The 22,362-nt window shown below is 68.2% G+C and carries 22 protein-coding genes and 3 pseudogenes; 12 read left to right on the forward strand and 13 right to left on the reverse strand.

The genetic code is table 11. The features are described from left to right. Positions 1–26: 26 nt before the first annotated feature. Positions 27–464: a hypothetical protein gene (locus tag IE295_RS15285; protein WP_224323251.1), complete on the reverse strand. Its 438-nt coding sequence runs from the start codon at positions 462–464 to the stop codon at positions 27–29. A 200-nt stretch (positions 465–664) separates the two neighbouring features. Here IE295_RS15285 and IE295_RS15290 point away from each other — a divergent pair, with 200 nt between their 5' ends. Next, on the forward strand, positions 665–1,318 hold the full coding sequence (locus tag IE295_RS15290; RefSeq protein ID WP_190064173.1) for an HAD-IA family hydrolase: 654 nt from the start codon (positions 665–667) through the stop codon (positions 1,316–1,318). A gap of 305 nt (positions 1,319–1,623) precedes the next feature. Further along, complete coding sequence (locus IE295_RS15295) at positions 1,624–2,190, forward strand: hypothetical protein (protein ID WP_190064174.1); 567 nt, start codon at positions 1,624–1,626, stop codon at positions 2,188–2,190. A 175-nt stretch (positions 2,191–2,365) separates the two neighbouring features. On the opposite strand, the gene IE295_RS15300 is transcribed toward IE295_RS15295, so the two are convergent. Next, the gene (locus IE295_RS15300; protein WP_190064175.1) at positions 2,366–3,088 is read right to left on the reverse strand and encodes a hypothetical protein; all 723 of its coding nucleotides are present in this window, start codon (positions 3,086–3,088) and stop codon (positions 2,366–2,368) included. Between the two features lie 204 nt (positions 3,089–3,292). Here IE295_RS15300 and IE295_RS15305 point away from each other — a divergent pair, with 204 nt between their 5' ends. After that, positions 3,293–3,967, forward strand: a complete 675-nt coding sequence (locus IE295_RS15305; RefSeq protein WP_190064176.1) for a hypothetical protein — start codon at positions 3,293–3,295, stop codon at positions 3,965–3,967. Between the two features lie 162 nt (positions 3,968–4,129). Here the strand turns inward: IE295_RS15305 and IE295_RS15310 are convergent, their stop codons facing one another. After that, the gene (locus tag IE295_RS15310) at positions 4,130–4,345 is read right to left on the reverse strand and encodes a hypothetical protein (protein ID WP_190064177.1); all 216 of its coding nucleotides are present in this window, start codon (positions 4,343–4,345) and stop codon (positions 4,130–4,132) included. A 56-nt stretch (positions 4,346–4,401) separates the two neighbouring features. Beyond that, positions 4,402–5,169 (reverse strand): MerR family transcriptional regulator, encoded by a 768-nt coding sequence (locus IE295_RS15315; RefSeq protein WP_224323250.1) that lies wholly within the window; start codon positions 5,167–5,169, stop codon positions 4,402–4,404. Between the two features lie 369 nt (positions 5,170–5,538). On the opposite strand from IE295_RS15315, the gene IE295_RS15320 reads away from it, so the two are divergent. The 5 genes from IE295_RS15320 (at position 5,539) to IE295_RS15340 (ending at position 11,762) form a co-directional block, all read left to right on the forward strand. Then, positions 5,539–7,245 (forward strand): amidohydrolase, encoded by a 1,707-nt coding sequence (locus IE295_RS15320; protein ID WP_190064178.1) that lies wholly within the window; start codon positions 5,539–5,541, stop codon positions 7,243–7,245. Between the two features lie 52 nt (positions 7,246–7,297). Next, the gene (locus tag IE295_RS33460; RefSeq protein WP_224323249.1) at positions 7,298–8,296 is read left to right on the forward strand and encodes a helix-turn-helix transcriptional regulator; all 999 of its coding nucleotides are present in this window, start codon (positions 7,298–7,300) and stop codon (positions 8,294–8,296) included. A gap of 996 nt (positions 8,297–9,292) precedes the next feature. Then, positions 9,293–9,454, forward strand: a complete 162-nt coding sequence (locus tag IE295_RS15330) for a hypothetical protein (protein WP_190064179.1) — start codon at positions 9,293–9,295, stop codon at positions 9,452–9,454. 187 nt (positions 9,455–9,641) lie between these two features. Further along, positions 9,642–10,751: a serine hydrolase domain-containing protein gene (locus IE295_RS15335; RefSeq protein WP_190064180.1), complete on the forward strand. Its 1,110-nt coding sequence runs from the start codon at positions 9,642–9,644 to the stop codon at positions 10,749–10,751. Positions 10,752–11,384: 633 nt separating this feature from the next. Beyond that, a complete protein-coding gene (locus IE295_RS15340) occupies positions 11,385–11,762 on the forward strand; it encodes a hypothetical protein (protein ID WP_190064181.1) in 378 nt (125 codons plus the stop codon). A 306-nt stretch (positions 11,763–12,068) separates the two neighbouring features. On the opposite strand, the pseudogene IE295_RS34250 reads toward IE295_RS15340, so the two are convergent. Together IE295_RS34250 and IE295_RS15350 are read right to left on the reverse strand one after the other, a co-directional pair. Beyond that, positions 12,069–13,189 (reverse strand): annotated as a pseudogene (locus IE295_RS34250) (IS630 family transposase). Between the two features lie 48 nt (positions 13,190–13,237). Beyond that, positions 13,238–13,504, reverse strand: coding sequence for a YxzC family protein (locus IE295_RS15350; protein WP_190064182.1), 267 nt, complete (start codon positions 13,502–13,504; stop codon positions 13,238–13,240). A gap of 628 nt (positions 13,505–14,132) precedes the next feature. Here IE295_RS15350 and IE295_RS15355 point away from each other — a divergent pair. Then, complete coding sequence (locus IE295_RS15355) at positions 14,133–14,543, forward strand: S1 RNA-binding domain-containing protein (protein WP_190064397.1); 411 nt, start codon at positions 14,133–14,135, stop codon at positions 14,541–14,543. Between the two features lie 398 nt (positions 14,544–14,941). On the opposite strand, the gene IE295_RS15360 is transcribed toward IE295_RS15355, so the two are convergent. The 4 genes from IE295_RS15360 to IE295_RS15375 all read right to left on the reverse strand — a co-directional run bounded on the left by IE295_RS15360 (position 14,942) and on the right by IE295_RS15375 (position 16,706). Next, positions 14,942–15,343, reverse strand: coding sequence for a hypothetical protein (locus tag IE295_RS15360; RefSeq protein ID WP_190064398.1), 402 nt, complete (start codon positions 15,341–15,343; stop codon positions 14,942–14,944). Positions 15,344–15,829: 486 nt separating this feature from the next. Beyond that, positions 15,830–16,129, reverse strand: a complete 300-nt coding sequence (locus IE295_RS15365; protein ID WP_190064183.1) for a hypothetical protein — start codon at positions 16,127–16,129, stop codon at positions 15,830–15,832. Further along, entirely contained in the window at positions 16,126–16,431 is a 306-nt protein-coding gene (locus tag IE295_RS15370; protein ID WP_190064399.1) for a DUF6247 family protein, read from the reverse strand. Before IE295_RS15370 ends, IE295_RS15365 begins: the two co-directional genes overlap by 4 nt. A 41-nt stretch (positions 16,432–16,472) precedes the next feature. After that, on the reverse strand, positions 16,473–16,706 hold the full coding sequence (locus IE295_RS15375) for a hypothetical protein (protein WP_190064184.1): 234 nt from the start codon (positions 16,704–16,706) through the stop codon (positions 16,473–16,475). A 714-nt stretch (positions 16,707–17,420) separates the two neighbouring features. Here IE295_RS15375 and IE295_RS15380 point away from each other — a divergent pair. After that, positions 17,421–18,352: pseudogene (locus tag IE295_RS15380) on the forward strand (IS5 family transposase). Positions 18,353–18,409: 57 nt separating this feature from the next. Here IE295_RS15380 and IE295_RS33475 read toward each other — a convergent pair. The 3 genes and pseudogenes from IE295_RS33475 to IE295_RS15390 form a co-directional block, all read right to left on the reverse strand. Then, positions 18,410–18,704 (reverse strand): annotated as a pseudogene (locus tag IE295_RS33475) (SAM-dependent methyltransferase); the annotation flags it as partial. Between the two features lie 22 nt (positions 18,705–18,726). Further along, on the reverse strand, positions 18,727–19,143 hold the full coding sequence (locus IE295_RS15385; protein ID WP_190064185.1) for a hypothetical protein: 417 nt from the start codon (positions 19,141–19,143) through the stop codon (positions 18,727–18,729). A gap of 127 nt (positions 19,144–19,270) precedes the next feature. Further along, the gene (locus IE295_RS15390) at positions 19,271–19,849 is read right to left on the reverse strand and encodes a helix-turn-helix domain-containing protein (protein ID WP_190064186.1); all 579 of its coding nucleotides are present in this window, start codon (positions 19,847–19,849) and stop codon (positions 19,271–19,273) included. Between the two features lie 110 nt (positions 19,850–19,959). On the opposite strand from IE295_RS15390, the gene def reads away from it, so the two are divergent. Beyond that, a complete protein-coding gene (def, locus tag IE295_RS15395) occupies positions 19,960–20,622 on the forward strand; it encodes a peptide deformylase (RefSeq protein WP_190064187.1) in 663 nt (220 codons plus the stop codon). Positions 20,623–20,865: 243 nt separating this feature from the next. After that, entirely contained in the window at positions 20,866–22,098 is a 1,233-nt protein-coding gene (locus tag IE295_RS15400; RefSeq protein WP_190064188.1) for a GNAT family N-acetyltransferase, read from the forward strand. The last annotated feature ends 264 nt before the right edge of the window (positions 22,099–22,362 follow it).

The following is a 22,362-nucleotide window of genomic DNA, read 5'->3' on the forward strand; positions in this document are numbered from 1 at the left end:
GGACTGTGCGGCGCTGAGTGCGGCTGTCAACCTTCATGCGACACGCCGAGGTCGTGACGCATGGCGGTTCTCATGGCTCGGATCAAGTCCCAGACCGCGTGCTGGGCCTGGGCGGCCGTCTCCATCGTCTCGCCCGGCCCGGGGGCATCTCGTTCGAGGCGTTTGACCTGGCCGTAGGCCTTGGTCAGGGCCTGGTTGACGGCACTCGCCCGCATGAGCACTTCGTCGGGGGCGATCATCTGCGCTTCGGAGTACCGATCGCGGTGAGCGTTCTTCGCCTCTTCGAGCAGGGCCCTGTCGGAGTCCTCCGCACCGCGTTCCCTCATGACGTGCAGGTGGCGGTTGAGTGCCGTGGTGAACTGCCGTGCATCCCGGTTGAGTTCCACATAACAGGTCCGTCGGAGCGAACGGTTCTCGCGGTTCTCCTCATGGGCGCGAACGAGCTCTATCTCACGGCGCTTCACGCGTTCGGAACCTCGCTGAGTGAGGAGTGATCCTCCCAGGGTCCCTGCGACACCTGCCAGCGCGATGATCACTGAACTGAGATCCACCCACGCACCCCCACAACTTCTGCGGCCCCGGGCCCTCTGCCCATGGTCCAGGCCGTCAAGTCTGCCGCCCCTCCACGCGCCGGGATCCGGGGCCCCCAGGTACGCTCCCAGCCATGCGCTTTTCGGCTGACGCTCTCCTGTTCGACAGCGACGACACGATCGTTTCCATGCGTCTGGTGGCCCGCGGCGCGTGGAGGCAGTGGGCGGAGTCGTACGGAATGACCATTCAAGAAGTGATGTCGCGAGTCCCGGTTCATGGCCGCCCCGCCTCCGCGATCATCGCGGATCTGATGCCCGCCGACCAGGTGGCCGAAGCGGTCCAGCGCTTGGAGGGCGCTGAGGTGGCTGACGCCCTGGCCGGCAACGTGGCTCCGGTGCCGGGAGCTGTCGAGCTCATCACTTCGCTGCCTGCGGACCGCTGGGCAGTAGTGACCTCCGGCGCCCGCCGCGTGGCCGAGGCCCGCCTCGCCCAGCTGGGGATCCACCCCAAGGTCCTCATCACCGTCGACGACACCACTCACCACAAGCCCCACCCGGAGCCATTCCTCCTGGCGGCCGAGCGTCTCGGCGTCGACCCGTCCCGTTGCGTCGTCGTCGAGGACGCTCCGGCCGGACTGGCCGCCGGGCGCGCGGCAGGCATGGCCACCATCGCCCTCACGACCACACATGCGCCGGAGGAACTCGAGGCAGACGCGGCGGTCAAGGATCTCACCGCGGTTTCCGCCCACGTCTTGCAGGACGGACACCTCGAGATCACAGCCGGCTGACGGTTCAACACCTCGCCGCGCAGCTGCCGGCCATCCACTGCGTACGGTTCCTGCGTGGGTCCGGGTCGCCGGACGCGGTCGCCGTCGGCCCGAGGGAGAGCCTTAGAGCGTGTCCGGTGAGTGCGCAGGCAAGGCGTTGGATCACCGTCGTACCGGTGTGCCGGATGCTGCCGGACCGGCGGGCGGTGGTGGTGTGGTCGAGGCGTGCACCGGGCCGTGGCAGGCGCTGGGCCGGACCGCTGGTGCCCCGGGAAGGGCGCGGTCGGCGCTTCTGCGTTCCCGCGCAGGATATCTAGACTGCTGGCATGGTTTCGGGGGGCTGGGGATGGTTCTCAACTGTCGCGTCGATCCTGATCGGCCAGGCCACGGTTCTGACGATGGGCTTCATCAACAACCGCTCCCAGTCCAGGCGGGAAGCGCAGGCCAGGGCGGCCGAGCGGTACAAGGTGGCCGCGGAACGCCGTGAGACGTTCGAGCTGGCCCAGCTCGTCGAGGTGAACACCCTGCTACGGAACGCCATGATGTCGCTCCACGCCTTCGGTTCGGCCAGGCGGCACTACCGGTCGCGCCTCCGGGAGGACCCGGCCGCTCCGCCGGAGACCTACCGGCAGCCGATGCTGGACGCGTCCGCTGCGTCGGACGCCGCTCTCGACGCCCTGCGGTCCCAGATCGGCTTCATCCTGGCGGACGACGTCCGGGCGCTGGCCGACGCCGCGGAGAAGGCCCTGACGCTGGCCGCGGCGGGCGTCCTGCTCGACGAGCCGGTCGACTCCGGCGCCCTGGGCGCGCGGGCCAATGCCGCGTATGAAGCCCTTTCCGCCCGGCTCCGGGACATCTACGCGACCCGAGAGTCGGCTATGCCGGCGCCTTAGGCCTGTAGGACGCCGTGATCGACTAGGGGCTGTCCGGTGGGTTTCTGACGGAGCCAGAGGCGCATGGCGGCAACGGCTACCGTGCCGTAGAAGACGTAGGCCCGCTGGTCTTTGCATTCGGGGTTGGTGTGCGAGCCCACTCCGCGTCCGATGGATCGCAACGCCCCACGGTTCCTCAACTCACCAGGCGCAGATCCACATATCCGGGCCTGAAATCCGGTGACGGTTCCGCATCCCCACTGCCGACGCCGATGTCGGCCCGCTTGGGGTTGTCTTGAGTGCCTGACAGGACGACGCTGTAGCCCTCGCCCCCGTACTGGGTGTGCGGTACGTGCCAGCGCAGCCGCCAGCCGCCAGCCGCCAGCCGCCAGCCGCCAGCCGCCAGCCGCCAGCGGCCGTCGGCGACGGCCGGCCAGGTGTTCATGTCGCCTCCCTGCGGGGTGGGAGTCGGTGTTGGCGAGGCTTCATCCGCGTTCTTGGGCGTGAGCACGACCCGGTAGGTGCAGATCTGCCGGACCGTGTAGGCATGGCCCTTGACGGTGAGGTCCTCCCGGGGCGCCACGGTCCAGTGCTGCCCGTCCCTGAGGTCGGCGGGCGTCTCGCCCTCGGCCAGCACGGCCTTGCGGGACGCGCCGTCCGAGCGAGCCTCCGCGTACGCGACCGTCGCACCGCCGGGGAGCCGTGCGAAGCCGCCCTTGAGGATGCGGATGCCTTCGATCCCCGGACCCCGGTCCTTGTCCCCGTCGCACAGCGGACCCTTGTCCGGCGGGGGAGGGGGAGCCGCTTCGGTCCGGGCGGCGGAGGAGGGCCGAGGAATTGCGCTACCTCCTCCGAATGTGCCGCACCCCGTGGCGAGCAGGAGCGTGCACACGCCGGCCGTGACGCGTACGGCCCTCACCTGGGCACCTTGAGCGCTTGCGGGTCGTTGCAGAATTCTTGTACTCCTCCGGTACGGCTGCCTTGTCCGCCGCTCGCCGCGCTCCCCGAAGGCCGCGCCTCGGCATTCCTGCTGATACGTAGCGTAATTCGGCCGCCAGGACCTTGATCAAGGAGGGTCAAGCATTGCAGCCGGGGCTCGGAGGAGCCGTCCTAGAGTTGGCCCATGGTTTTCGGAAGAAACAGGAACATCGAGCCCCCGGTCCCCGCCGTCGACTGGCGGGACGTCGAGCGGTTCAAAATAGACACCGTGGAACGGGACATCGGCCCGAATCGTAAGCGCCCCATGGTCGGGCAGAACGCCGTGCGTGTTCCCCGGCGTGAGGGCCAGGAGCGTGTCAATGCCCCTTGCGCGTTCTTCGGACCGCGTCCAGCCGGCGTCCGCACCGTCGGCCATGTGCTGTACGAAGACCAGGGGACTCAGCGGACCCTTTGCTCGATCGGCGATCCCGTATCCGTCGGGGACGAGCGCCACTACCGGGTGCACGACGGTCAAGGCCGGGACATCGGCGGTATCCGGCGCGTACCGCCGTCGAATCAGCTCCTTCGGCACACTTGGCGTATCGAGCAACCGGGCCACCCCGAAATCACAGGGCTCAACAAGTGGTCCACGCTCAACCCGTTGGGTGCCGCCGCCCACGCAGCGGGCAAGGTTCTCGGTGGGTTGGCGATGGCCGTGTTCATGTCCGAACCCGAGGGCGGCGATCAAAGAGACCGGACATTGCTGTGGTCCGCAGGCGACGAGACGGTGATGGAGTCGAACGACTACACGTTCAGCATCAAGGCACCCTGGCTGGACCGGAGGCTGGCCTTCGCAGTCGCGGTACTCGGCGACCGCTGAGCAGCCAGTCGATCTTTCCCGGGCCGCTGACCGGCCGTCCCACCGCACCCGCGCCGAGCTCCCGGCCGGCCGCGCCCGTTTCCGCGTCGCCGCCACCGAGCAGAAGGTGCCGACACGCGAGAGGCCCCCTGAATACCGCCAGTACTGGGCCGACGCCTGTGCTCACAAGGTTCTCGAGCGCCCGGCATCGGCGGCTGGCAGCCTCGGTCCCAGACGGATGAAGTTGATGACGGCGTGCACTGTGAGCGCGACCGGCAGGGCGAGGAGTATGTCCCACGGGGCTGCGCCGACCGCAGCGAGGAGGCAGCAGAGCGGAAGGGTGAGGAGGGTGGGGAACGTCGAGGTCAGGGCGATACGCATGCGGGTGCGACGGTCCATGCCGGCCGGGCTCCTTCGGTACGTGAGGATGAAAGGCTGACGACAGCGGAAGCTGTTCAGGTTGTGCTGTGGCGGGCGATGTCCAGGTAGTCGGCCAGCTCGCGCCAGTCGTCAGCCGGAGCGGCCGGGTTTCCGGACATGGCGGCCGGGTCGTCATGCCAGGCGTCGCGTACACCGGCGGAGATGCCGGCGTCACCGCCGGTGAACAACGTGCCCAGCTCGTCCATGCGGGCCACCAGCCGCCGGACCTTGGGATCGGTGGGAGGGGTTCCGGCCATGCGGAGCCGGTCGGCTCTGCGGTACAGCTCCGGCCATTCGATCTCCAGCAGGTAATGCTTCGCGGGCCCCAGGGCCGCGGCACGGGTCGTCAGCACTTCCATCTGGTCGGCGTCCAGGTGGCGACGCAGCGTCTGCTCGCCCTCCGGACCGGTGCCGCCGATGGCCCGCAACGCGTCGAGCAAGTCCGTGGCCGCCGGGGCCCGGTCAGCAGCCAGCTCGGTGCCGAGTCGCAGGAGCCGTTGCCTCAGGGTGTCGAGGGCGGCGATGGAGGCCTCTACGCCCGCCAGGTGGTCCCGGACCAGGCGCTCAGGATCGACTCCGGCATCCAGGCAGACGGCGATGGTCTCCAGGCTCAGCCCCAGACCACGCAGAGCCAGCACCTGATACAGGCGGACGAGGTCGTCCTCGGTGTACTCCCGGTGCCCGCCCGCGGTGCGCCGGGAGGGGCTGAGCAGACCGATGGTGTCCCAGTGGTGCAGGGTGCGCACGGTCAGTCCGCTGGCCGTGGCGAGCGGACCGACTTTCCAGGTGGCAGAAGCAGTCATAGGACAACGATGCATCCTCACGTCGCGTGAGGTTCAAGTCGTCATGGTGGCTACCACTTCGCGCTGCGGGGGCTCGACCCAGGTGTCGGGGGGGCGACGATGGCGCGCGCGTCGGTCGGGCGCAGTCCTGCCGCCTGGTTGGACCGGGTCCCAAGCCCTCTATGGCGACTGTGACGCCGTCGCGGGCGACGCTGCCTGGTTGCCGGGCAACGCGGCCCGCTCCCCGACGAGTCGTCCGCCCGGACCGGCCGGACATCGGTTGGATGACCGATGTGCGCGGACCCCGCCCGAGGACACAGTGCTGTCAGCTTCCCGGCCGACCCCATGGGAGCCCACCCGCCATCAGCCCCCGACAGATAGGACATCCCGGTGCCCGGCACTCCGGCAGATCTCGTCTTCGTCAACGGTTCGGTCCTCACCGTCGACTCCCGCTTCACCGTGGCCTCCGCCCTTGCGGTCACCGACGGCCTCGTCAGCGCGGTCGGCGACCGGGACGAGGTGATGGCGCACGCCGGCCCCGCCACCCGGACAGTCGACCTCGGCGGCGGAACGCTCCTGCCCGGCATCAACGACTCGCACCTGCACGGCTGCGCCTTGGGGCTGACCATGCCGCCGCTGTCCGTCGACGTCTCCCACCCCGCCGTGCGATCACTGGCCGACGTGGCCGAAGCCGTGTGGAAGGCGGCCGAGACGACCCCCGCGGGGGAGTGGATCAGCGGACACGGGTGGGACACGGGATACCTCGCCGAGTGCGTCGCCGACCCCTCCCGGCTGCCCAGCCGGCACGACCTGGACGCCGTCAGCCCGGATCACCCCGTCCTGCTGTACTCCGCCACGGGCCACGCCACCTGGGTCAACTCCGCGGCGCTCGCGCGGGCCGTGGTGGACCGGAACACCCCCGTCCCGCCCGGAGGGGTCATCGTCACCGACGCGGCGGGCGAGCCCACCGGCCTCCTCCAGGAAGGCGCCCAGGACCTCGTCCACCGGGCCCTGCCCGCCCTCTCCCCGGAGGTGCGCGCCGACGCGATCCGGGCCACCCTGCGCACCCTGGCCCGGCTCGGCATCACCAGCTACACCGAGCCCGGCCTCGGCCCGGGCGGCGACGCCCTGATGCGCGGCGCCATGGCCCACAGCACCCTCGACGTCTACCGGCGTCTGCTCGCCGACGGCGAACTGACCGCGCGGGTCGGCGTACTGCTGCTGCCGACCGGGATGACCGGCACGGCCGAGGAGTTCGTGCGTACGCTGGCAGCCATGGACGAGCCCCCGTCCACCGACCCCCGCCGCCTCGCCGTCCTCGGTGTCAAGCTGTTCGCCGACGGCATCCCGGTCAACAAGACGGCCTGGATGCACGAGCCGTACGTCGGCGGCGGCTGCGGCTCGCTGTGCATCGGCGGGGAGACCGACGACGAGCGCGTCGCCCAGATCACGGAGATGATCCGGTACACCCACGCCGCCGGGTACCAGGCCGGTGTCCACGTCACCGGCGACCGGGCCATCGACACCGTCGTCGACGCCTTCGCCGCGGCGTCCGCCTCACACCCCCGCTCCGACGCCCGCCACTACGTCATCCACGGCGACTTCCTCACCGCCCGCAGCATGCGCACGCTGGCTCAGCACGGCTTCGGCGTCAACATGAACCCGACCATCAAATGGACCGTCGCCGACCTCGAGGAGGAGTTCGTCGGCCCGCAGCGGGCGGCGTACGAATGGCCCTACCGGGACGCGATCGACGCCGGCGTGACCGTCACCAGCGGCTCCGACGCCCCCGTCACCCTCCCCGACTGGAGGCAGGGCGTCGCCACGATGATGCTGCGCGAATCCAGGGCCAGCGGCCGCGTCAGCGGACCCGACCAGCGCATCCGGCTTGCCGAGGCCCTGCGCACCTATACCTCCGACGCGGCCTGGCAGGACTTCGCAGAGGACTGGAAGGGCACCCTGGAGGTGGGCAAGGTCGCCGACCTGTGCGTGCTCGCGGGCGATCTGCTGACCGCCGACCCGCACGACATCCCCGCCATGCCCGTGGTGTTCACGGCCGTCGGCGGTGACGTCGTGCACGACGAACTCACCGTTTGACGTCCGCATACCGGATGATCATTCTGAGCGGATGAAAGCCGAGCCGACGCCCATGACAGCGCAGCCGAGCACGACGGACGTCCTGAGCGCCGCCCTGGACGTACGCGAGGCCGCGCGCCACGCCGTGCAAGGGACGGGCGGTGCCGAGGCCGTCCTGACGGCGCTGTCCGCGGTGATCGACCACGACCACGCGTCGTTGTCCCGGTGGGACCCGTTGCTCCGCCGCCACGTCACGTTGGCCGGCAGCTACCCGGCGGGCACCACCCGTTACATCGAGACCCGCCTGCACGACGATCCGGCCTTCGCGCTCATCCGGCACGCGCCGGGCACCACGAGCTGGTGGCACGACGTGCCCGTTCCGGTGCGGGGGGCCTCCACCGGATTCCAGGAGGTCCTCGAACCCCTGGGCGTCCAGGACGGCGTGGCCCAGTGCCTGTTCTCCGCGGACGGCCGGTACGTGGGCATCCTCAACATCAGCACCACACGGACACGGTGCGACCAGCCGGCCGTCCGGGCCGTGATGACCCTGCTGGGCGAGTGCCTCGCGGCCGTCGCCGACCCGCTCGCCGGGCACCGCTCCCCGGGGCCCGGCGGCTCCGGCCACACCTGTGTCGTGCTCCTGCCGGACACCGAGGCCGCCGAGGGCCCGGTTCCGGTGGCAGTGAGCGGGGAGCCGCTGCCCGGCCTCACCGAGGCCGGCTCCCCGCTCGTGGTCCTGCTGCGGCAGACGGCCGCACGACGGACGCTGCCGACCACGGTGCTGGTTCCGTACCGGCAACGGATGCTCGAACTGCACCTGACCCGCCAGGGGAACCGCACAGTCGTCCTGTGCCGTACGGTCGCCCGCCCCGCGGCGCTCTCCCCGCGCGAGCTCGAGGTGCTGGCGGAACTCACCCAGGGCCGGACCAACCGGGAGATAGCCGATCGCCTGTACGTCAGCCCGCGCACCGTCGCCACCCACATCGAGCACATCCTCGCCAAACTCGACGTCCCCAACCGCGTGGCCGCCGCAGGACGGGCCGTCGCCTGGGGCCTCGAACCGGCACCCTGACCAGCCCGGGCGGGGGAGCGAGCCAGCCACGAGGTCGAGCACGCGGGTGAAACGTGCTATTCCCATAGCACCACCTTGACCGTGACCGAATCGGGGAGGGGGAGATTGGCGGATACCATTGAGAAGGCCGCCACATGCCCCTCCGTGGTGGTGAAGCAGTACGTTCCAGAGACTGCGTTGCTACGCGTGAGGGGGACCCATGCCGGCCCCCGCGCAACACCTGGGGGCAGTCGCTTCTCGCAGTCGGCACGACTTAGGTCACCAACATCCCCCGGCGCTTCTGCCGCACGGCCGGTCATCACCATAACCGCTGCCGACGCGCTGTAATCACCGCGCAGATCATCGTCCACGCCCACGAGCCGCCCTGGGCTTTTCCCGTCAAAATCTGCACCGACGTCAGAATTTCCATTGAGGGTCAACGGGAGGGTTACGGGGCCCGTCCATCGGGCTTTGGAAGAAGGCGGTGATGCTTTCCCCCGTGCACTTACTGACGACCGAGGGGTCGACTGGGTGGGAGATCCGTCGGTTGATGGTGATGTGTCGATGGCTGGGCTCTCACGGCCCCCTCCCGAATCAGACCCTCCGCCATCAGGGCCTGCTGACGCGGAATTCCCTCCGCCACTCGGACCATCGGATCTTGCGTACAACAAGAATATCCCCCCGATTATTGCAGCCAAGATGGCCGCAACAGCGGTAACTACTGATGGCCCATACCTGGGGGCAGGAGATCCTGCTGCTCCACCACCGGCCCCGTCACTCATGCTTCGTCCCCCCGACTCAAGCTTCGAGACCACTCGAAGTCGCAACAGCCGCAACAGCCACAACACCACTGGACGACTGGCGAAACGCTGCCCATCAGCACGAAGCTGCGGCGGCTCATTGCCGAGCAGTGGCGGAAGTGCCAGCCATTCCACCGCAGGAGTACACGTAGGTGAGGGGCAGACGAGGGGGCGGACGAAGCGCATGGGGGCGCGCGGTAATCAGCCGTGAGCCTCAGTGACATGCGAGGCGGGCGGCCACTTCTCTCCCGAGGCCCGCAGCACAGACTCCGCACTGCCTGGACGCTGCCGCGGCAGCGCCGGCAGCCGGCCCACCGGCTTCGACAAGTCGATCCGCCACCGCGGCCAGGGCGTCCCCGCGCCGTTCCTCGCCGACTGAGCGCACCGGGGGTTAGCCCTACCTGGAGCTCGGCGGGTAGCAGGATCGTCCCGGGCTGCCGTACCCGGAAATGCTGAGCCCGGCATATACCGCTGGTTTCCAGTGATTCCGTAGGAGTTGGGTCGTGCGTGAGCAGACATGGCAGAGGTTCCGTTCTTCCGGGCGACGGGGTAGTCGGCGCAGAGCCGTGCCGGCCGCGGCCGCAGTGGCTGTCGGCGTTATAGCGATGGGCGCCCTGGCGCCGCCCGCGGCATTTGCCACAGCCAGGCCGGATGCCGTTCAGCAGGGCCTGAGCCGGCTGGTGCGCTCCGACGGCGTACCCGCCGCGCTGGCGAGCGTCAAGGACCGTGACGGCCGCACCCGTACCTACACCGCAGGCGTTGGTGACCTGGCCACCGGGTCGAAGGTGCCCAGGGACGGTCAGGTGCGGATCGGTAGCAACACCAAGACGTTCACCGCGGTGGTCGTGCTGCAACTGGTCGGTGAAGGGAAGATCGGCCTCGACGACAAGGTCGACACCTATCTGCCGGACCTCGTACGCGGGGAGGGGATCGACGGACGCCACATCACCGTCCGTCAGCTCCTGCAGCACACCAGCGGACTTCCCAACTACGTCAAGTACCTCGGTGACGACGTCCGGACTTACGACCCCCTCGACCTCCTCGGCATCGCTCTCCAGCACAAGGCCGACTTCGCCCCTGGGGAGAAATGGGGGTACAGCAACACGAACTACGTGCTGGCCGGCCTGATCATCCAGAAGGTCACCGACCACCCCCTCGCTGAAGAAATAGACCAGCGCATCATCAAACGCATCGGGCTGCGACACACCTATTTCCCCGCCCCCGGCGACGTGACCATCCGGGAACCCCATCCCAAGGGCTACTACCAGGATTCGGCAGGCGCGCCTCTGCGTGACGGCACGGAATTGGACCCCTCCTGGGGCTGGGCGGCAGGTCAGATGATCTCCACCAACTCCGACCTCAACCGTTTCTTCACCGCGCTCCTGACCCCCGGCAGCCTCCTTCCGGAGGCCCAGCTCGCCCAGATGCGCACCACCGTCCCCGCTGGATTCCCCTTCGCCTCCGGCGCCCGCTACGGACTGGGGCTCGTGAGCACGCCACTGTCGTGCGGCCGCGGTGTCTACTGGGGTCACGGCGGTAGCACTACGGGATACGAGACCCGGGGCGGCGCCACCGACGGCGGCCGCGCCGTCAACATCGCGGTGACCATCCAGCCGACCGACAAGGCAACCATGAAGCGCGTGGAGCGTCTCGTGGACACGGCCCTGTGCCGCTGAACCGCGCCTCCCAGAGTCTGTCCGGCGGTCGTATCCCCTCTTGTCAAAGCGCGTGGCCACGACCCGGTAGATCTTCAATCGGCTGATCAACCACTCGAATTCGTTCCCGCGGCATAGCGTGCCGGGTCGAGGCCGGTAGGCCTGGCGCCGTTGTCTTCAAGGTGGAACGGCCGCATGGATGAACCGGCTTGAACAGCTGGCCGACTTCGGCGGATTGTCACACGGCTGCTGGTCCCCCTGGCGGATGAAGAAGAGCCGCGCTGCCTCCACCGCAAGGCGGATGGTGATCCTCCCGCCAGCCGGTGTGGGCGGGCCGGGCAGGCAGAAGAGTGAAGGGAGAACAAGGGCAGCTCCCCGGCTTCGGCTCAACTGCCGGACTCGGAGCGGAGTCTCCGTGCCGGATCGGTGTCCGCTGCCCGCCCACTCGCGTCATGAGGGATTTCCCTGGAAAGGTCTTCCATGCCTAGCTTGATCAATAAGCGCACTTCCATCATGGCGGCGGCCGGAGCTGTCGCTCTGGTCACCACAGTCGGGACCGGGACGGCCTCCGCTGAGGTACACCGCCCTGCTTTCGAGAACAAGGTCAAGGTCGGAGGTCCGCGTGTCGTGCACAGCGGCACTGTGGAGGAGGACGTGACTGACCTCTCCGGCTGCAAGCGGGACGCCTGGATCATCGGCTTCGCCAAATGGGACCTGGGCAAGGTCACCAAAGAAGAGATCTACGTGAAGTCGATACGCCTCACCTACCGCACCGGCGTCGAGTCGAACGCACAGGGTCAGTTCATGGTCCGGGGCAATGACGGGACCGTTTGGCGCACCCAGTGGGACCCTCACCCCATTCCCGGCGATGCCCGGGACCACTCCGCGACCTTCAAGATCAACAAGACCGTCAAGCTGGACGGCAGGAAGAAGGTCTACTTCAAATCCAATATGACCATCGGCCGTACCGGGGGCCCCGCCGACTGCGGCGGTAACGTCAGCTTCCGCTTCTACCTGCGGCCTGTCAGCTAGAAGATCGGTGAGGATGTTGGGTTGTTCTGGCCCTGGACCACGTGATCCAGGGCCAGAGTTGTAGGCATGAGGGGACAGTCGTCGAGTGAGCCGGTCGAGCCTGATGCGTGGGCCACATGCCGGGGGCCGTCGCCGTCCGCCGAATGATCCGTGAGGTCCCCGGCACCGGAGCGATCGCTGCCGTATGCTGCCGGGTCCATGACTATGCCGACCCGGGTGGATCTCAGATCGCCTGCAACGGTGAAGAGGCCCGCAACCAGCTGCTGGACACGCTCGTCGCCTCTTCACCGGTCTTCTAGTGCCGCATCAGGCAACGTTCGCCTTGTTGACGACCTCGCGTAGGCGCTCATCCTGGGCGTGCTTGTTCCGCCACATGATGTAGCGGCGGATCATGCTGCCCTGCTTCTTGTGGCTGGCGTGGTCGGTGTCGTCGAGGGTGAAGTAGCGCAGGGCCGCGAACTGGGCCTCGATCCTGTTGAGCCAGAAGCTGTTGGTCTGGGCATAGGCGATCTCGACGTTGTTGGCCTCGGCCCAGTCCACAACCCGACGGCAGCGCTTGGTGGTCACGTGCGGGGAGAAGTCGTCGCAGACGATGGCGATGCGCACGTCGGCCGGGCGGAGGCTGCACAGGTAGTGGCAGAACTCCAGGAACTTCGAGCGGTTCTTGGTCTTCTTGATGTGCCCGTAGAGCTTGTTCTTGCCCAGGTCGTAGGCGGCGAACAGGTGCCTCGCCCCGTGCGGTCGGGTGTAGGTCACACGCCGCCGCGGCCTAGGCTCGCGCGTCGGGTCTTTGTGCTTTCCGCCGTGTTCGGCCCAATGCCGCCGGGGTGGGGCTGGAGGTTGAGCGGGCCGAACTCGTCCATGCAGAACACGACCTCAGGCTCCCCGGGCTCGGGTCTGACCTCGCCATCGGCGATGGCGTAGAGGTATTCGTCCCGGGCCTTCTTGGCCTCGTAGTCGGGGTCGCGGGAGGCCTTCCAGGTCAAAGGAGACGCCCTCCTCGCGGAGCAGGACCGAAGGCCCTCGTGGCTGATGTCATCGACCACCCCCTCGGCGACGAGGGAGTCGGCCAGCTTGGCCAGACTCCAGGTCGAGAACGGCAGGCCGTGCTCGGCCGGCTTGGACTTGGCGATCGTCTTGATCTCACGGCGCTCCGGCAGGGTGAAGGTCCGCGGCCCTCCGCCCTTGTACTTCGGGTAGAGCGCCTCGAAGCCGTCCGCGTTGAAGTCGTGGATCACATCGCGGACCCGGTCCGGGCTGGTGAACGTCACCTCGGCGATCTTCGCCACTGGCATGCCCTGCGCGGACAGCAGAACCATCTGCGCACGCCGCCATGTCACGACTGAGCCGGTGTCTTTGCGGATGATCCGCAGTAGTCGTCGACCCTCGTCGTCATCGATCTCCCGCACCCGTACCCGTTCGGCCATGCGCACAGCCTGGCAGTGACCGGCGCCGGGACGGCAGCTATAGGCACGTCACATCGTCCGGCGTTTCCTCAGCTCGGCGAGCCATGCACGGAGCTGCTCGTCGTCGTGCAGGTAGGCGCCGCTCTCGTCTGCGGGTAGGTCGATTCCGTGTAGGAGGCTCAGTGCCCACCAGGAGATGTCGTCCCAGACAAGCCCGTCGTCGGCCACCCACCGCCCGGCCCAGCGGTCGGCCTCGTCCCGGGTCAGACGACCATCGACAAGCGCGACGAAGCGCCCTTCAATCTCGTCAAGCGTCGGTTGGTGGCAGGCATCCATGTCCTGACCATATATGCAGGGCGAACGTTGGCCGATGCGGCGCTAGCGCTGTATCGGCCAGCCGTCGGCACACGACAAATCCACAACTGGGCGTGTGCTGAAAGTCCTCACGGAGCTGGTTGGTGCTTGTGCCATACACCTGACGGGTGTATCTGCCTCGAAGGCGAACCGGTCATTGATACCCCGTTCAGCATCACGGATGCGTCGGCGACAAGGCCATCTTCATGCCGGGGGCCGGACCGGCTCTCGAAATGCTCCTCGGTCTGTTCACCAAGGTTGTCATGCCGAGGTCACCGGGCGAGGCACCCTGTTTCTGGGTTCCGATATCGGCGCTCTACTCAGCGTTGATCCAGATCCCCGCTACGGGTCGTGAAGTCTCACCGGCTCAGGATTCGCCCCGCCCTGGTCAGTCTTGCCAGGTGGTGAAGTCACTTGTCGCCTGGCAAGGCTGACCACCAGCAGATCACCGCTGTACGAGCATTCGTCTGTACCGCAACGACCCCCGGGGCCCGCCCGGCTGTACGTATCCGTGAGGGAATGCTGTTGCGAGTGTGGAGTCCGCTTTGAGCATGAGTTCACGCTGAGCCTCTGCTGCCGCGACTCGGGACGAAGGTGCGATGATGCGTTGGTGGTGACAGAGGCGGAGTGGGCTCGGATTCGGGGAGGCCTGCACTTCGGGCAGGTCTTCGAAGGCACGGTCGTGAAGGTACCCCGCCCTGGTGCGGTCGGGATCACCGTGGACATCGGCCTGGGCGTCGAAGGCTTCGTCGACGTCCTGCTGCTGCCTGAAGAGGGTGGTGATTGGCCTTTGGAAGGCACGGTTGCCGACTTCGAGGTCTGGTGGGCTGACAGCCGCCAGCAGATCCGGCTGAAGCCGTCCGATGCTCGGTATCTACGGAATGACTTCATGGACTTCGTCGAACGCTTCCGGCCCAACTGGGTATCCGAGGCCGGCCGTCCCGTTCGTGACCCGGGGCTACCGGCTTCCGAGGAGTTGGCGGAGCTTCACACCGAGGGATTACCGGCCAACTCATCGTGAGGCGGTGAGCTGGCCGACGGCCATGGGCGAGAGTCTCCTGACTTGAGCTTCGGCTCGGGTCTGGGCGTTGGCACGGAGCAGGAGTCCGTCGGGTCTCAAAGATGGTGCCGTCGAGGGTGAACCGGTCGACCGAAGCGAGCGAAGCCAGCGGCCTCCGGCGATGGCTACGGGGCAGCCTGGAAATCCACCTGTTGCGGGTTCGGCGTCGCACCGCAGTGCGGCAGATTCTTCGCTGTCCGTCGACTTGTCCTGCAGGTCCAGCCCCGTCATTACGAGGCACTTGGTCACATCACAGGCACGACGACCAGTCGCCTGGTCGCCGAGCCGGATTGCCGGAGGCCCCGCCGGGGCCCGGAGCGGATACGTCGCCAGCGCCCCCACGGGTGAGACCCTGATACCTACGCCAGGTCTGCCGGGACGCGCTTGTCCTCGACGTGAACGATGCGAAGCTCCGTTCCGTCCTGATCGCGCTTGGAGCGTCCGCAGAGGCCGACAGCGAGCTCGGACTGATCACCCGGCTCATCAGGGCCGACATAGGTGAGGACGTCGCGGTGGTGCCCGGTGACGGCCCATCCTTCAGCATCCCTGAGGTCGATCACTCCGAAGTCTCCTGCCGAAGATCCGGCGTGCACAGGCCCGAATTCCTTCAGGATCTCGGTGGCCTGTTCAGCAAGGTCTCCGTCCGGAGCGGTCAGCACGACACACGTGCCGTGTTCGAATAGCACCCACGACTTGCGAGGGTCGGTGAGAAGCCGCTGCCAGACGTTTATGAGTATCTCGGTGTCCACAGCGATCATCATGCCGTAGGGCACTGACACCGAGGCGGACCGGCTGCCGTTGCTGGGGCAGACGCGTCCCTGAACACGCACCCACCACCCCCGAGCCTGGAGCCGCCGTCTCGGCCCGTGCTGTCTCTGTCGACCCTGAGCGGAACATCCGGGCAGCCTGGCGCGTGCATGCAGCCCGGTCGGCACCGAGGCGTATCTGCGCACCCATGCCCTGCGGCATGTACGTCGCCGCGAACTCGTCGGCGCCGAGGAGGCCCACGCCCGGCGACCGTCAGCCAGCCGCCTGCGGCAACGAGTAAGGCGGGCGTAGCGAAAGTCTCTCGGTGTGCTGCGACTTGCTGGCTCTTGGAGCGGTCGGGTCAGCCGTCTCCGTCGGAGGGTCGGTCCCGCCGGGGGCGCAATGCGGAGGCTGCGAGTTCGGCGAGGGCAGCCAGGAGGGTCAGGGCCCGGCCCCTGCGGCGCGGGAGCGAGTGCGGCGGCGGAGTTCTGGGTGCGTGGTCATTGCCAGAAAAGTTCTTCGATGATGACCTGCGGGTCTGCGGTGCGGCGGATGAAGACGAAGCGGGCCCATCCCCGGCCGCTGTCGAAGGTGAGGATGTGGGGGCCGCGGAAGCGGGTGGACCGGGCGGGTTCGACCGGGACGTGTTCCCCGGGGCGGTAGGGGTCTTTGGCGGTGAGGATGTCGATGAGGATGTCCCGGAACTTGTTCCTCACTTCTTCAGGCAGTGAGTCGCGGTACACGCGTGCGGCTTCGACGTAGTCGATCTGCCAGGGCGGGCCCATGAACCCTGCGGTCACTGACCGGGCTCCACACGGCCGGCTTCCCGCCGCAGGTGTGCAGCCTGCTCGAGGAGGGCGCGGGCCTCGGCAGTGTCGTCGGCTTCGGCGGCGCGGTCCTCGAGGTCGGTCACCCGGGCGTCCAGCTCGGGGTTGCGGGCGAGGGCGTACTCGGTCCACCAGCGAGCCAGGAACGCCGGTACGGGAGTGAGGTCGTAGGTGTCGGCGATGTCCCGCTTCCAGTGCCGGTCGAAGTCGGCGAGAAGCTGGGGCGCGTGGGCGGCGATCGCTTCCCGAAGTGCTTTCGGGGTGCGTTCGGGCATGGGCGGGACGCCGGCCGGGCGCCGGGTGGCGGAGTGGGCGCTCACGCGGCCTGCCCCTTGTCCCGATCGGCCTTGGCGGCGTCGTTGAGGATCTGGCGAACGCGGGAGTCGGAGAAGCCGGCGGCGCCTGCGATCTCGGCCTTGCGGCCGTGGACGGGCTTGGCCTCGAACGCGCGGACGATGGCGGCGTGGAAGTCGGCCTCGGCCTTCTTCCACGCGCGGCGCGCCGAGGTCACGGCATCGAGGGTGAGGTCCTCACCCTTCTTCTTGATCATGGCCCTGAATCGTATCAGGGTCCGTACTTTTCTGCGTTTTTCTCTTCGGAACTGGAGGGGGAGATGCGTGCCGTGGCCCGGTCTCGGGCTCAACCGAGAAACATCGCTGCCGTCACGACTTGGGCCAGGACCTGCGCGAGGACCGTCCCCCTGCGAACCGCATGGAACCATTGCCGGCGGCTGGATCCGCCGACCGCCAGCAGCCCGAGCGTTGCGGACACCGGAAAGCCCTCCATGCCTCGGACACCGACGAACATTGCTCGCCGTAGGTAAGGCAACGGCCGCCATGCTCCGGGGAGAGGTACAAGATCCTCGAGACGACCGCGGCCGGGATCAGCAGAGTCAGGGCGATCCCCGCCCGACTCCGCCCACCTGCGGTCCCGGGCCGCACGCTCGGCTGCCCGCGGCCTCATCCGAGGCATCGGTGATCACGTCCGCAGGAGCCATCAAACGCCCTCGGTGCCCCGAGCTGATCGGGAGTACTGCTCAGACCGGCCTGAGTGGCCGTGCTCGGCTGATCGCGCACGGTACCGTTCAGTGTCAGCCCTTGTAATCCTGCCTGCAGGCACCTCACAGGTCCGCCCTGAGCGCGACAGCCACTACCGGCCATTGCCCCTGACCGTGCACGCAGCCGGCAGATCGACCACACAAGGGACTAGGCACTGTTTCTCGGATCTCCTGACCTGGGTGGGGTGTTGGGGTCAGGCTGGTTGTATGGGCCGTGGGGATCTGACGAATGCGGAGTGGGATCGGCTGGAGTCGTTCTTACCTCCTGGTGGTGTGCGTGGGGGCCGGTGGAGCGATCACCGCCGGGTGATCAACGGGGTGCTCTACCGGGTGAGGACTGGTGTGTAGTGGCGGGATCTGCCGGAGCGGTTCGGGCCGTGGGAGACGGTCTATAAACGGCATCGCCGCTGGTCAGCTGATGGAACGTGGAAAATGCTGCTGTCTCGTATCCAGGCAGCCGAGGACGCCGCGGGCGGGATCGACTGGGAGGTGTCGGTGGACTCGACAGCGGTGCGGGCCCACCAGCACGCCGCCGGCGCGAGGAAAGCGCCGGCACCCGCGGTTCCTCAAAAGGGGGCCGGGCGGGGGACGAACCAGGCCGATCCGGTGCTGCGGAAACTGGCCGTCCGGCTGGAGGAGGTGGTCAGATCGGCGAGTGCCTGGGACGTTCCCGCGGAGGATTCACCACCAAGATCCACCTCGTCGCCGACGGACGATGCCGGCCACTCGCCCTCGTCCTGACACCCGGACACTACGGTGACGGCCCCCAGCTCGAGCGCGTGCTGGAGCAGGTCCGCGTGCCCCGGGCCGGAGCCGGACGACCCCGCACCCGGCCCGATCATCTCCTGGCGGACAAGGCCTACACATCCCGGAGAAACCGCCGCTACCTGCGACGACGCGGAATCCGGCACACCATCCCCGAACGTCTCGACCAGCGCAGACACCGGAAGAACCGAGGATCCCGAGGCGGCCGGCCCACCGGCTTCGACAGCGAACGCTACAAGAAACGCAACACTGTCGAACGCGCCATCAACCGCCTCAAAGGCTTCCGCGCCGTCGCCACCCGCTACGACAAACGCGCCTACATCTACCTCGGCACCGTCACACTCGCAGCCCTCGCCATCTGGCTCCGAACATGATCCGAGAAACAGTGCCTAGTAAGGAAGGGGCCTTCACCCGTTTCGTTCACGCTGTCGTCAGCGCTGCTGCCATACCAGCGTGTAGCGCCAGAATTGTCGTCGGCGCAGCCGTGCGCCGGGGAGTGCGGAGCGGGTGGTGCGGAGGGTTTCGGGGAAGGCCGTGGTCGCTTGTTGGGTGGGGGCGGTCATGGAGGTGGGCCGGGGTGCGTTACGGCCTTTGTTGGGTGAGAGCGTCAGCGAACGGCAGGTAATGAATGGTGGCAACGCAGGTGATGACGTCGTAGGAGCCGGGCGGTATCCCGGTGAGCGCGGCTGCGACGGTGAAGGTCACGGGGACGGCTGGAGAAGTCAGCCCATAAGATCCCTCGTCCTGGTCATCGCCTCGCAAGGAGGGGCGTGCTTGCTGCGTCAGCAGTCATCCGTTCTGCCCACTCACGTTGGGTTACGGCTTGCTCCATGCGGCTGGCGATGTCCTTCTTGGATGCTGCGTCCAAGGTTTCCGGAAGCTTGTCGAAGGTGTCGGGAAGGATGTCGAGCAGACCCCAGATCTGTTCGCCGGTCCTGACGGTCATCAGCAGCTGGCACCTCCACTGCGGAGACACTTCGGGACGGTGGTTGAGCCGTTGCGCAAGTGTAGGGAGCAGGTAGTGCGTCGCCTCTGCGGCGAGGTGCTCTCGGAGCCAGGCGACCGGGAGCCGCTGGTTGAAGCGGCCTGTGGCGGCCTCCTGTTCCAGGTCCAGGAGCTGGTCGGTATCGACGGCTCGGACGGTGCGGGGGAGAGCTGGGGTCATGTCGAGATGATGTCAGAAGCCCCCACAGGGCCGAGAGGGCAGCGGGGCCGGCTGCGATCTGCCGGCGGGCGACATCCCAGAACACCCCAGACCTCAGGTTGTCTCACGCCGCGCATTCCTCGACCGCTCAGGCCTGGCCCTCCTCGTCCGCCCCGTGGGGGAGCAAGGGGAACAGCCGGGTGATGAGGGCCACCGGTCGGGCGCCGTCAGGTCGGGCCAGGGGGCGTTGTTCGCGGTCTTGGTAGGGGGCGAGTGCTCGTCGGACGGCGTCCGCGACCCGGCTCATCTCTTCGGGCGTCAGGTAGGTGACAGCGCTGAAGGCCTCGTCATGGCGCCATTCGCTCGGTGCTTGATCGCGTTGGGCGAGCCATCGCAGCCAGCTCTCGTCCTCCAGCCCGCGGGCCAAGTCGCCGAATTCCTGCTCCGCGGGCCCGCCGGCAGCGGTGGTGTTCTGCCTCAGGCGCCAGGGGCGCGCGCGGCCCCCATTGTGGGGGGCCTCTTCGATGTGTCCGTGGCGTGCGAGCTGCCGAAGGTGAAATGAGCAGAGCCCGGAGCTGTAGCCGAGTCGGGCGGCGGCTTCTGTCGCCGTGGCGGTGCCGACTTCGGCCAGCAGGCCCAGCAGGGCCGTGCGGACCTCGTGCTCGCGCAGTTCGTCGCCGGTGTCCCGTGCCTGGTCGTGCTGGGAGTTGAGGTCATCTTCAGTCACTTTGCAAAGTCTGCTACTTTGCAAAGGGCTTGGCAAATGGATCTTGCGCCGAGGTGCAGGCCGCGGTGTCGTCCGCGGCCTGTGTGGCGTGCGCAGAAGGGGAGAAAACGATGTCTGTTCGTCACGGCCGGTCCCGTCCCGTGGACCGGCGAGTCCGTGTGCAGGGCCAGCCCGTCGACTCGTATCCCGCTTTGCCGCCGGAGGCGGAACGGGGTTCCGTGCGACGGGTCACGGTGGTGGGGGAGGAGATCCTGAGTCGTTCGTGCCAGGAGGTGACCGAGTTCGGCTCTCCCGAGCTGTCGGCGTTGATCGACGACATGTTCCGGACGATGTATGTGGCCGACGGGGCCGGCCTGGCGGCCAACCAGGTGGGCGTCGACCTGCGCCTGTTCGTGTACGACTGCCCGGACGACTATGGGGTCCGGCATGTCGGTCACGTCATCAACCCTGTCCTGGACCTGCCCGATCCAGATAGCCGCCGACTCATTGACGAATTCGAGGGCTGCCTGTCCGTGCCTGGTGCCACCATGACTGTTTCCCGTACTGATCGTGCCGTCGTTCGCGGGTTCGACAAGGACGGCAACTCCCTTGTCATTGAAGGAACGGGCTACTTCGCGCGGTGCCTGCAGCACGAGACCGACCATCTCTTCGGGCGCACCTATCTCGACCGCCTGTCCAAGCGAGACCGAAAGGACGCGCTGCGGCAGATGGCGGACCGTCGTGAGGAAGTGTTCGCGCAGCGCGAGGTCAAGGCCGCCCGCCTGGCCGGGTGAGGTGCCGGGCGGATTGGTCCGGTGACCCAGGCTTGTCGGTGCCGCGGGAGAAGGTCCGGGCATGAGCTACGACTTGGCTGTCCGGGAGGGCGAACAGTCCCTGGGGCTGGGCAGGGACCGGGCTGTGCTGTGACCTGCCGCGGGCCCGGCCGTAATTCGCTTGCCCTGGCCACGGGTCAACGCTGCACTGTGGCGGGGCACCACGAGTCGTGGTGCCCGTATCCCAGGGAGGCAGCAGCAGCAATGGAGATCCGCCCCACGACCGACCAGGACCTCGACGTATTCGTCGACACGCTCCATGCCGCGTTCGGGCGCTTCCCGGAAACCCCGATCGAGGGCGGCGGGCTCTGGTGGTCGGCGCTCGAAACGGACCGCTGTCTGCTCGCCCTGACGGCGGACGGGCGACCCGTCGGCACCGCCGCCGCGCACTCCTTCGAGCTCACCCTGCCCGGTGAGACCCTCGTCCCGGCCGCGGGGGTGACCGCCGTCGGCGTCCTGCCCTCGCACCGGCGCCAGGGCGTGCTCAGCGCGATGATGCGGCATCAGCTCACCGAGCTGCGGGCCCGCGGGGAGTTCCTCTCCGTACTGCTTGCCTCCGAGGCTCCGATCTACGGCAGGTCCGGCTACGGACCGGCGACCTACACCGCGCGGCTGACGGTGCCGCGCCACCAGGCCGCCTTCGCCTTTCCCCGGGCGCGCGGAACGGCCGACGCACCGGCGACCGGTTCGGACAGCGGCTCGGTCGAGCTGCTGCGTCGTGCCGAGTGCGGCGAGATCCTGGAAGAGGTGTACGACCGGTACCGCCGCGCACAGCCCGGCGCGCTGTCCCGGCCGCACCGCTGGTGGGCCTTGCGCGCAGGGCAGCCCCCGATCTCGCCGGCGCCGCGCTACATCGCCGTCCACCGTGACGCCGACGGCGTCCCGGACGGGTACGCCAGCTACTCGATCGGCGAGGCCAACACCTTGACGGTCGACGAGACCATCGCCACCGACGACGCCGCCTACACGGCCCTGGCCCGGTTCGTACTCGGACACGACCTGGTCACTCAGGTCGTGTTCAAGCACGTTTCGCCCGAGCACCCGCTGCGCTGGCAGCTTGCGGACTTCCGCGCCGGCGAGGTGAGCGGCGACACCGACTGGCTCTGGGTGCGGCTGCTGGACGTCCCGCGTGCGCTGACCGCGCGCGGTTGGTTGATGGACGGCGAGCTCGTCCTCGACGTCGACGACCCGTTCCTCGGCGAGCACGGCCGCTACCTGCTGACCGTCCGGGACGGCAAGGCCGACTGCGTCCCGACGGACCGGGAGCCCGACCTGTCCCTGGACGTGAGCGACCTGGGCTCGGTCTACCTCGGCGGCACCGCCCCGAGCACGCTCGTGCGTGCCGGACACATCAGGGCCCACCGCCCGGGCGCGGCCACCCTCGCTGACGCCCTCTTCCGCGCCGAGCGCTCCCCGCACTGCCTGCACTGGTTCTGACCGCGCCCTCGCCGACCCTGCACACGTCTCGTTGGGTGCCGTTTTCTTTGGCCGGTCGGCTGGTTGGCCGGCCGGCCGGCTGGCCGGCGCGTTGAGCTTGCCGTGCCGGCAGACCGTGTACCACCGCTTCGCCCAGTGGAGTCGTGACCGTGACCGTGTCCGGGCACGGCTCCACGTCCCGCGGGGCGGAAGATCCGTACGACGTAGATCGACAGCACACGCTGGGCGGCCCTTCGGCCGGAGGAGCGGCTAGGGTTTGTCGGC

The organism is Streptomyces griseocarneus, assembly GCF_014655595.1.
Taxonomy (GTDB): Bacteria; Actinomycetota; Actinomycetes; order Streptomycetales; family Streptomycetaceae; genus Streptomyces; species Streptomyces griseocarneus.

What these genes read in the sequence shown, in the direction of transcription:
- IE295_RS15290 (WP_190064173.1), top strand. Translation starts at nt 665, where the DNA reads ATGCGCTTTTCGGCTGACGCTCTCCTGTTCGACAGCGACGACACGATC.
- IE295_RS15295 (WP_190064174.1), top strand. Translation starts at nt 1,624, where the DNA reads ATGGTTTCGGGGGGCTGGGGATGGTTCTCAACTGTCGCGTCGATCCTG.
- IE295_RS15305 (WP_190064176.1), top strand. Translation starts at nt 3,293, where the DNA reads ATGGTTTTCGGAAGAAACAGGAACATCGAGCCCCCGGTCCCCGCCGTC.
- IE295_RS15310 (WP_190064177.1), bottom strand. Translation starts at nt 4,345, where the DNA reads ATGGACCGTCGCACCCGCATGCGTATCGCCCTGACCTCGACGTTCCCC.
- IE295_RS15315 (WP_224323250.1), bottom strand. Translation starts at nt 5,169, where the DNA reads ATGACTGCTTCTGCCACCTGGAAAGTCGGTCCGCTCGCCACGGCCAGC.
- IE295_RS33460 (WP_224323249.1), top strand. Translation starts at nt 7,298, where the DNA reads ATGACAGCGCAGCCGAGCACGACGGACGTCCTGAGCGCCGCCCTGGAC.
- IE295_RS15350 (WP_190064182.1), bottom strand. Translation starts at nt 13,504, where the DNA reads ATGGATGCCTGCCACCAACCGACGCTTGACGAGATTGAAGGGCGCTTC.
- IE295_RS15360 (WP_190064398.1), bottom strand. Translation starts at nt 15,343, where the DNA reads ATGATGATCGCTGTGGACACCGAGATACTCATAAACGTCTGGCAGCGG.
- IE295_RS15370 (WP_190064399.1), bottom strand. Translation starts at nt 16,431, where the DNA reads ATGCCCGAACGCACCCCGAAAGCACTTCGGGAAGCGATCGCCGCCCAC.
- IE295_RS15375 (WP_190064184.1), bottom strand. Translation starts at nt 16,706, where the DNA reads ATGATCAAGAAGAAGGGTGAGGACCTCACCCTCGATGCCGTGACCTCG.
- IE295_RS15385 (WP_190064185.1), bottom strand. Translation starts at nt 19,143, where the DNA reads ATGACCCCAGCTCTCCCCCGCACCGTCCGAGCCGTCGATACCGACCAG.
- def (WP_190064187.1), top strand. Translation starts at nt 19,960, where the DNA reads ATGTCTGTTCGTCACGGCCGGTCCCGTCCCGTGGACCGGCGAGTCCGT.
- IE295_RS15400 (WP_190064188.1), top strand. Translation starts at nt 20,866, where the DNA reads ATGGAGATCCGCCCCACGACCGACCAGGACCTCGACGTATTCGTCGAC.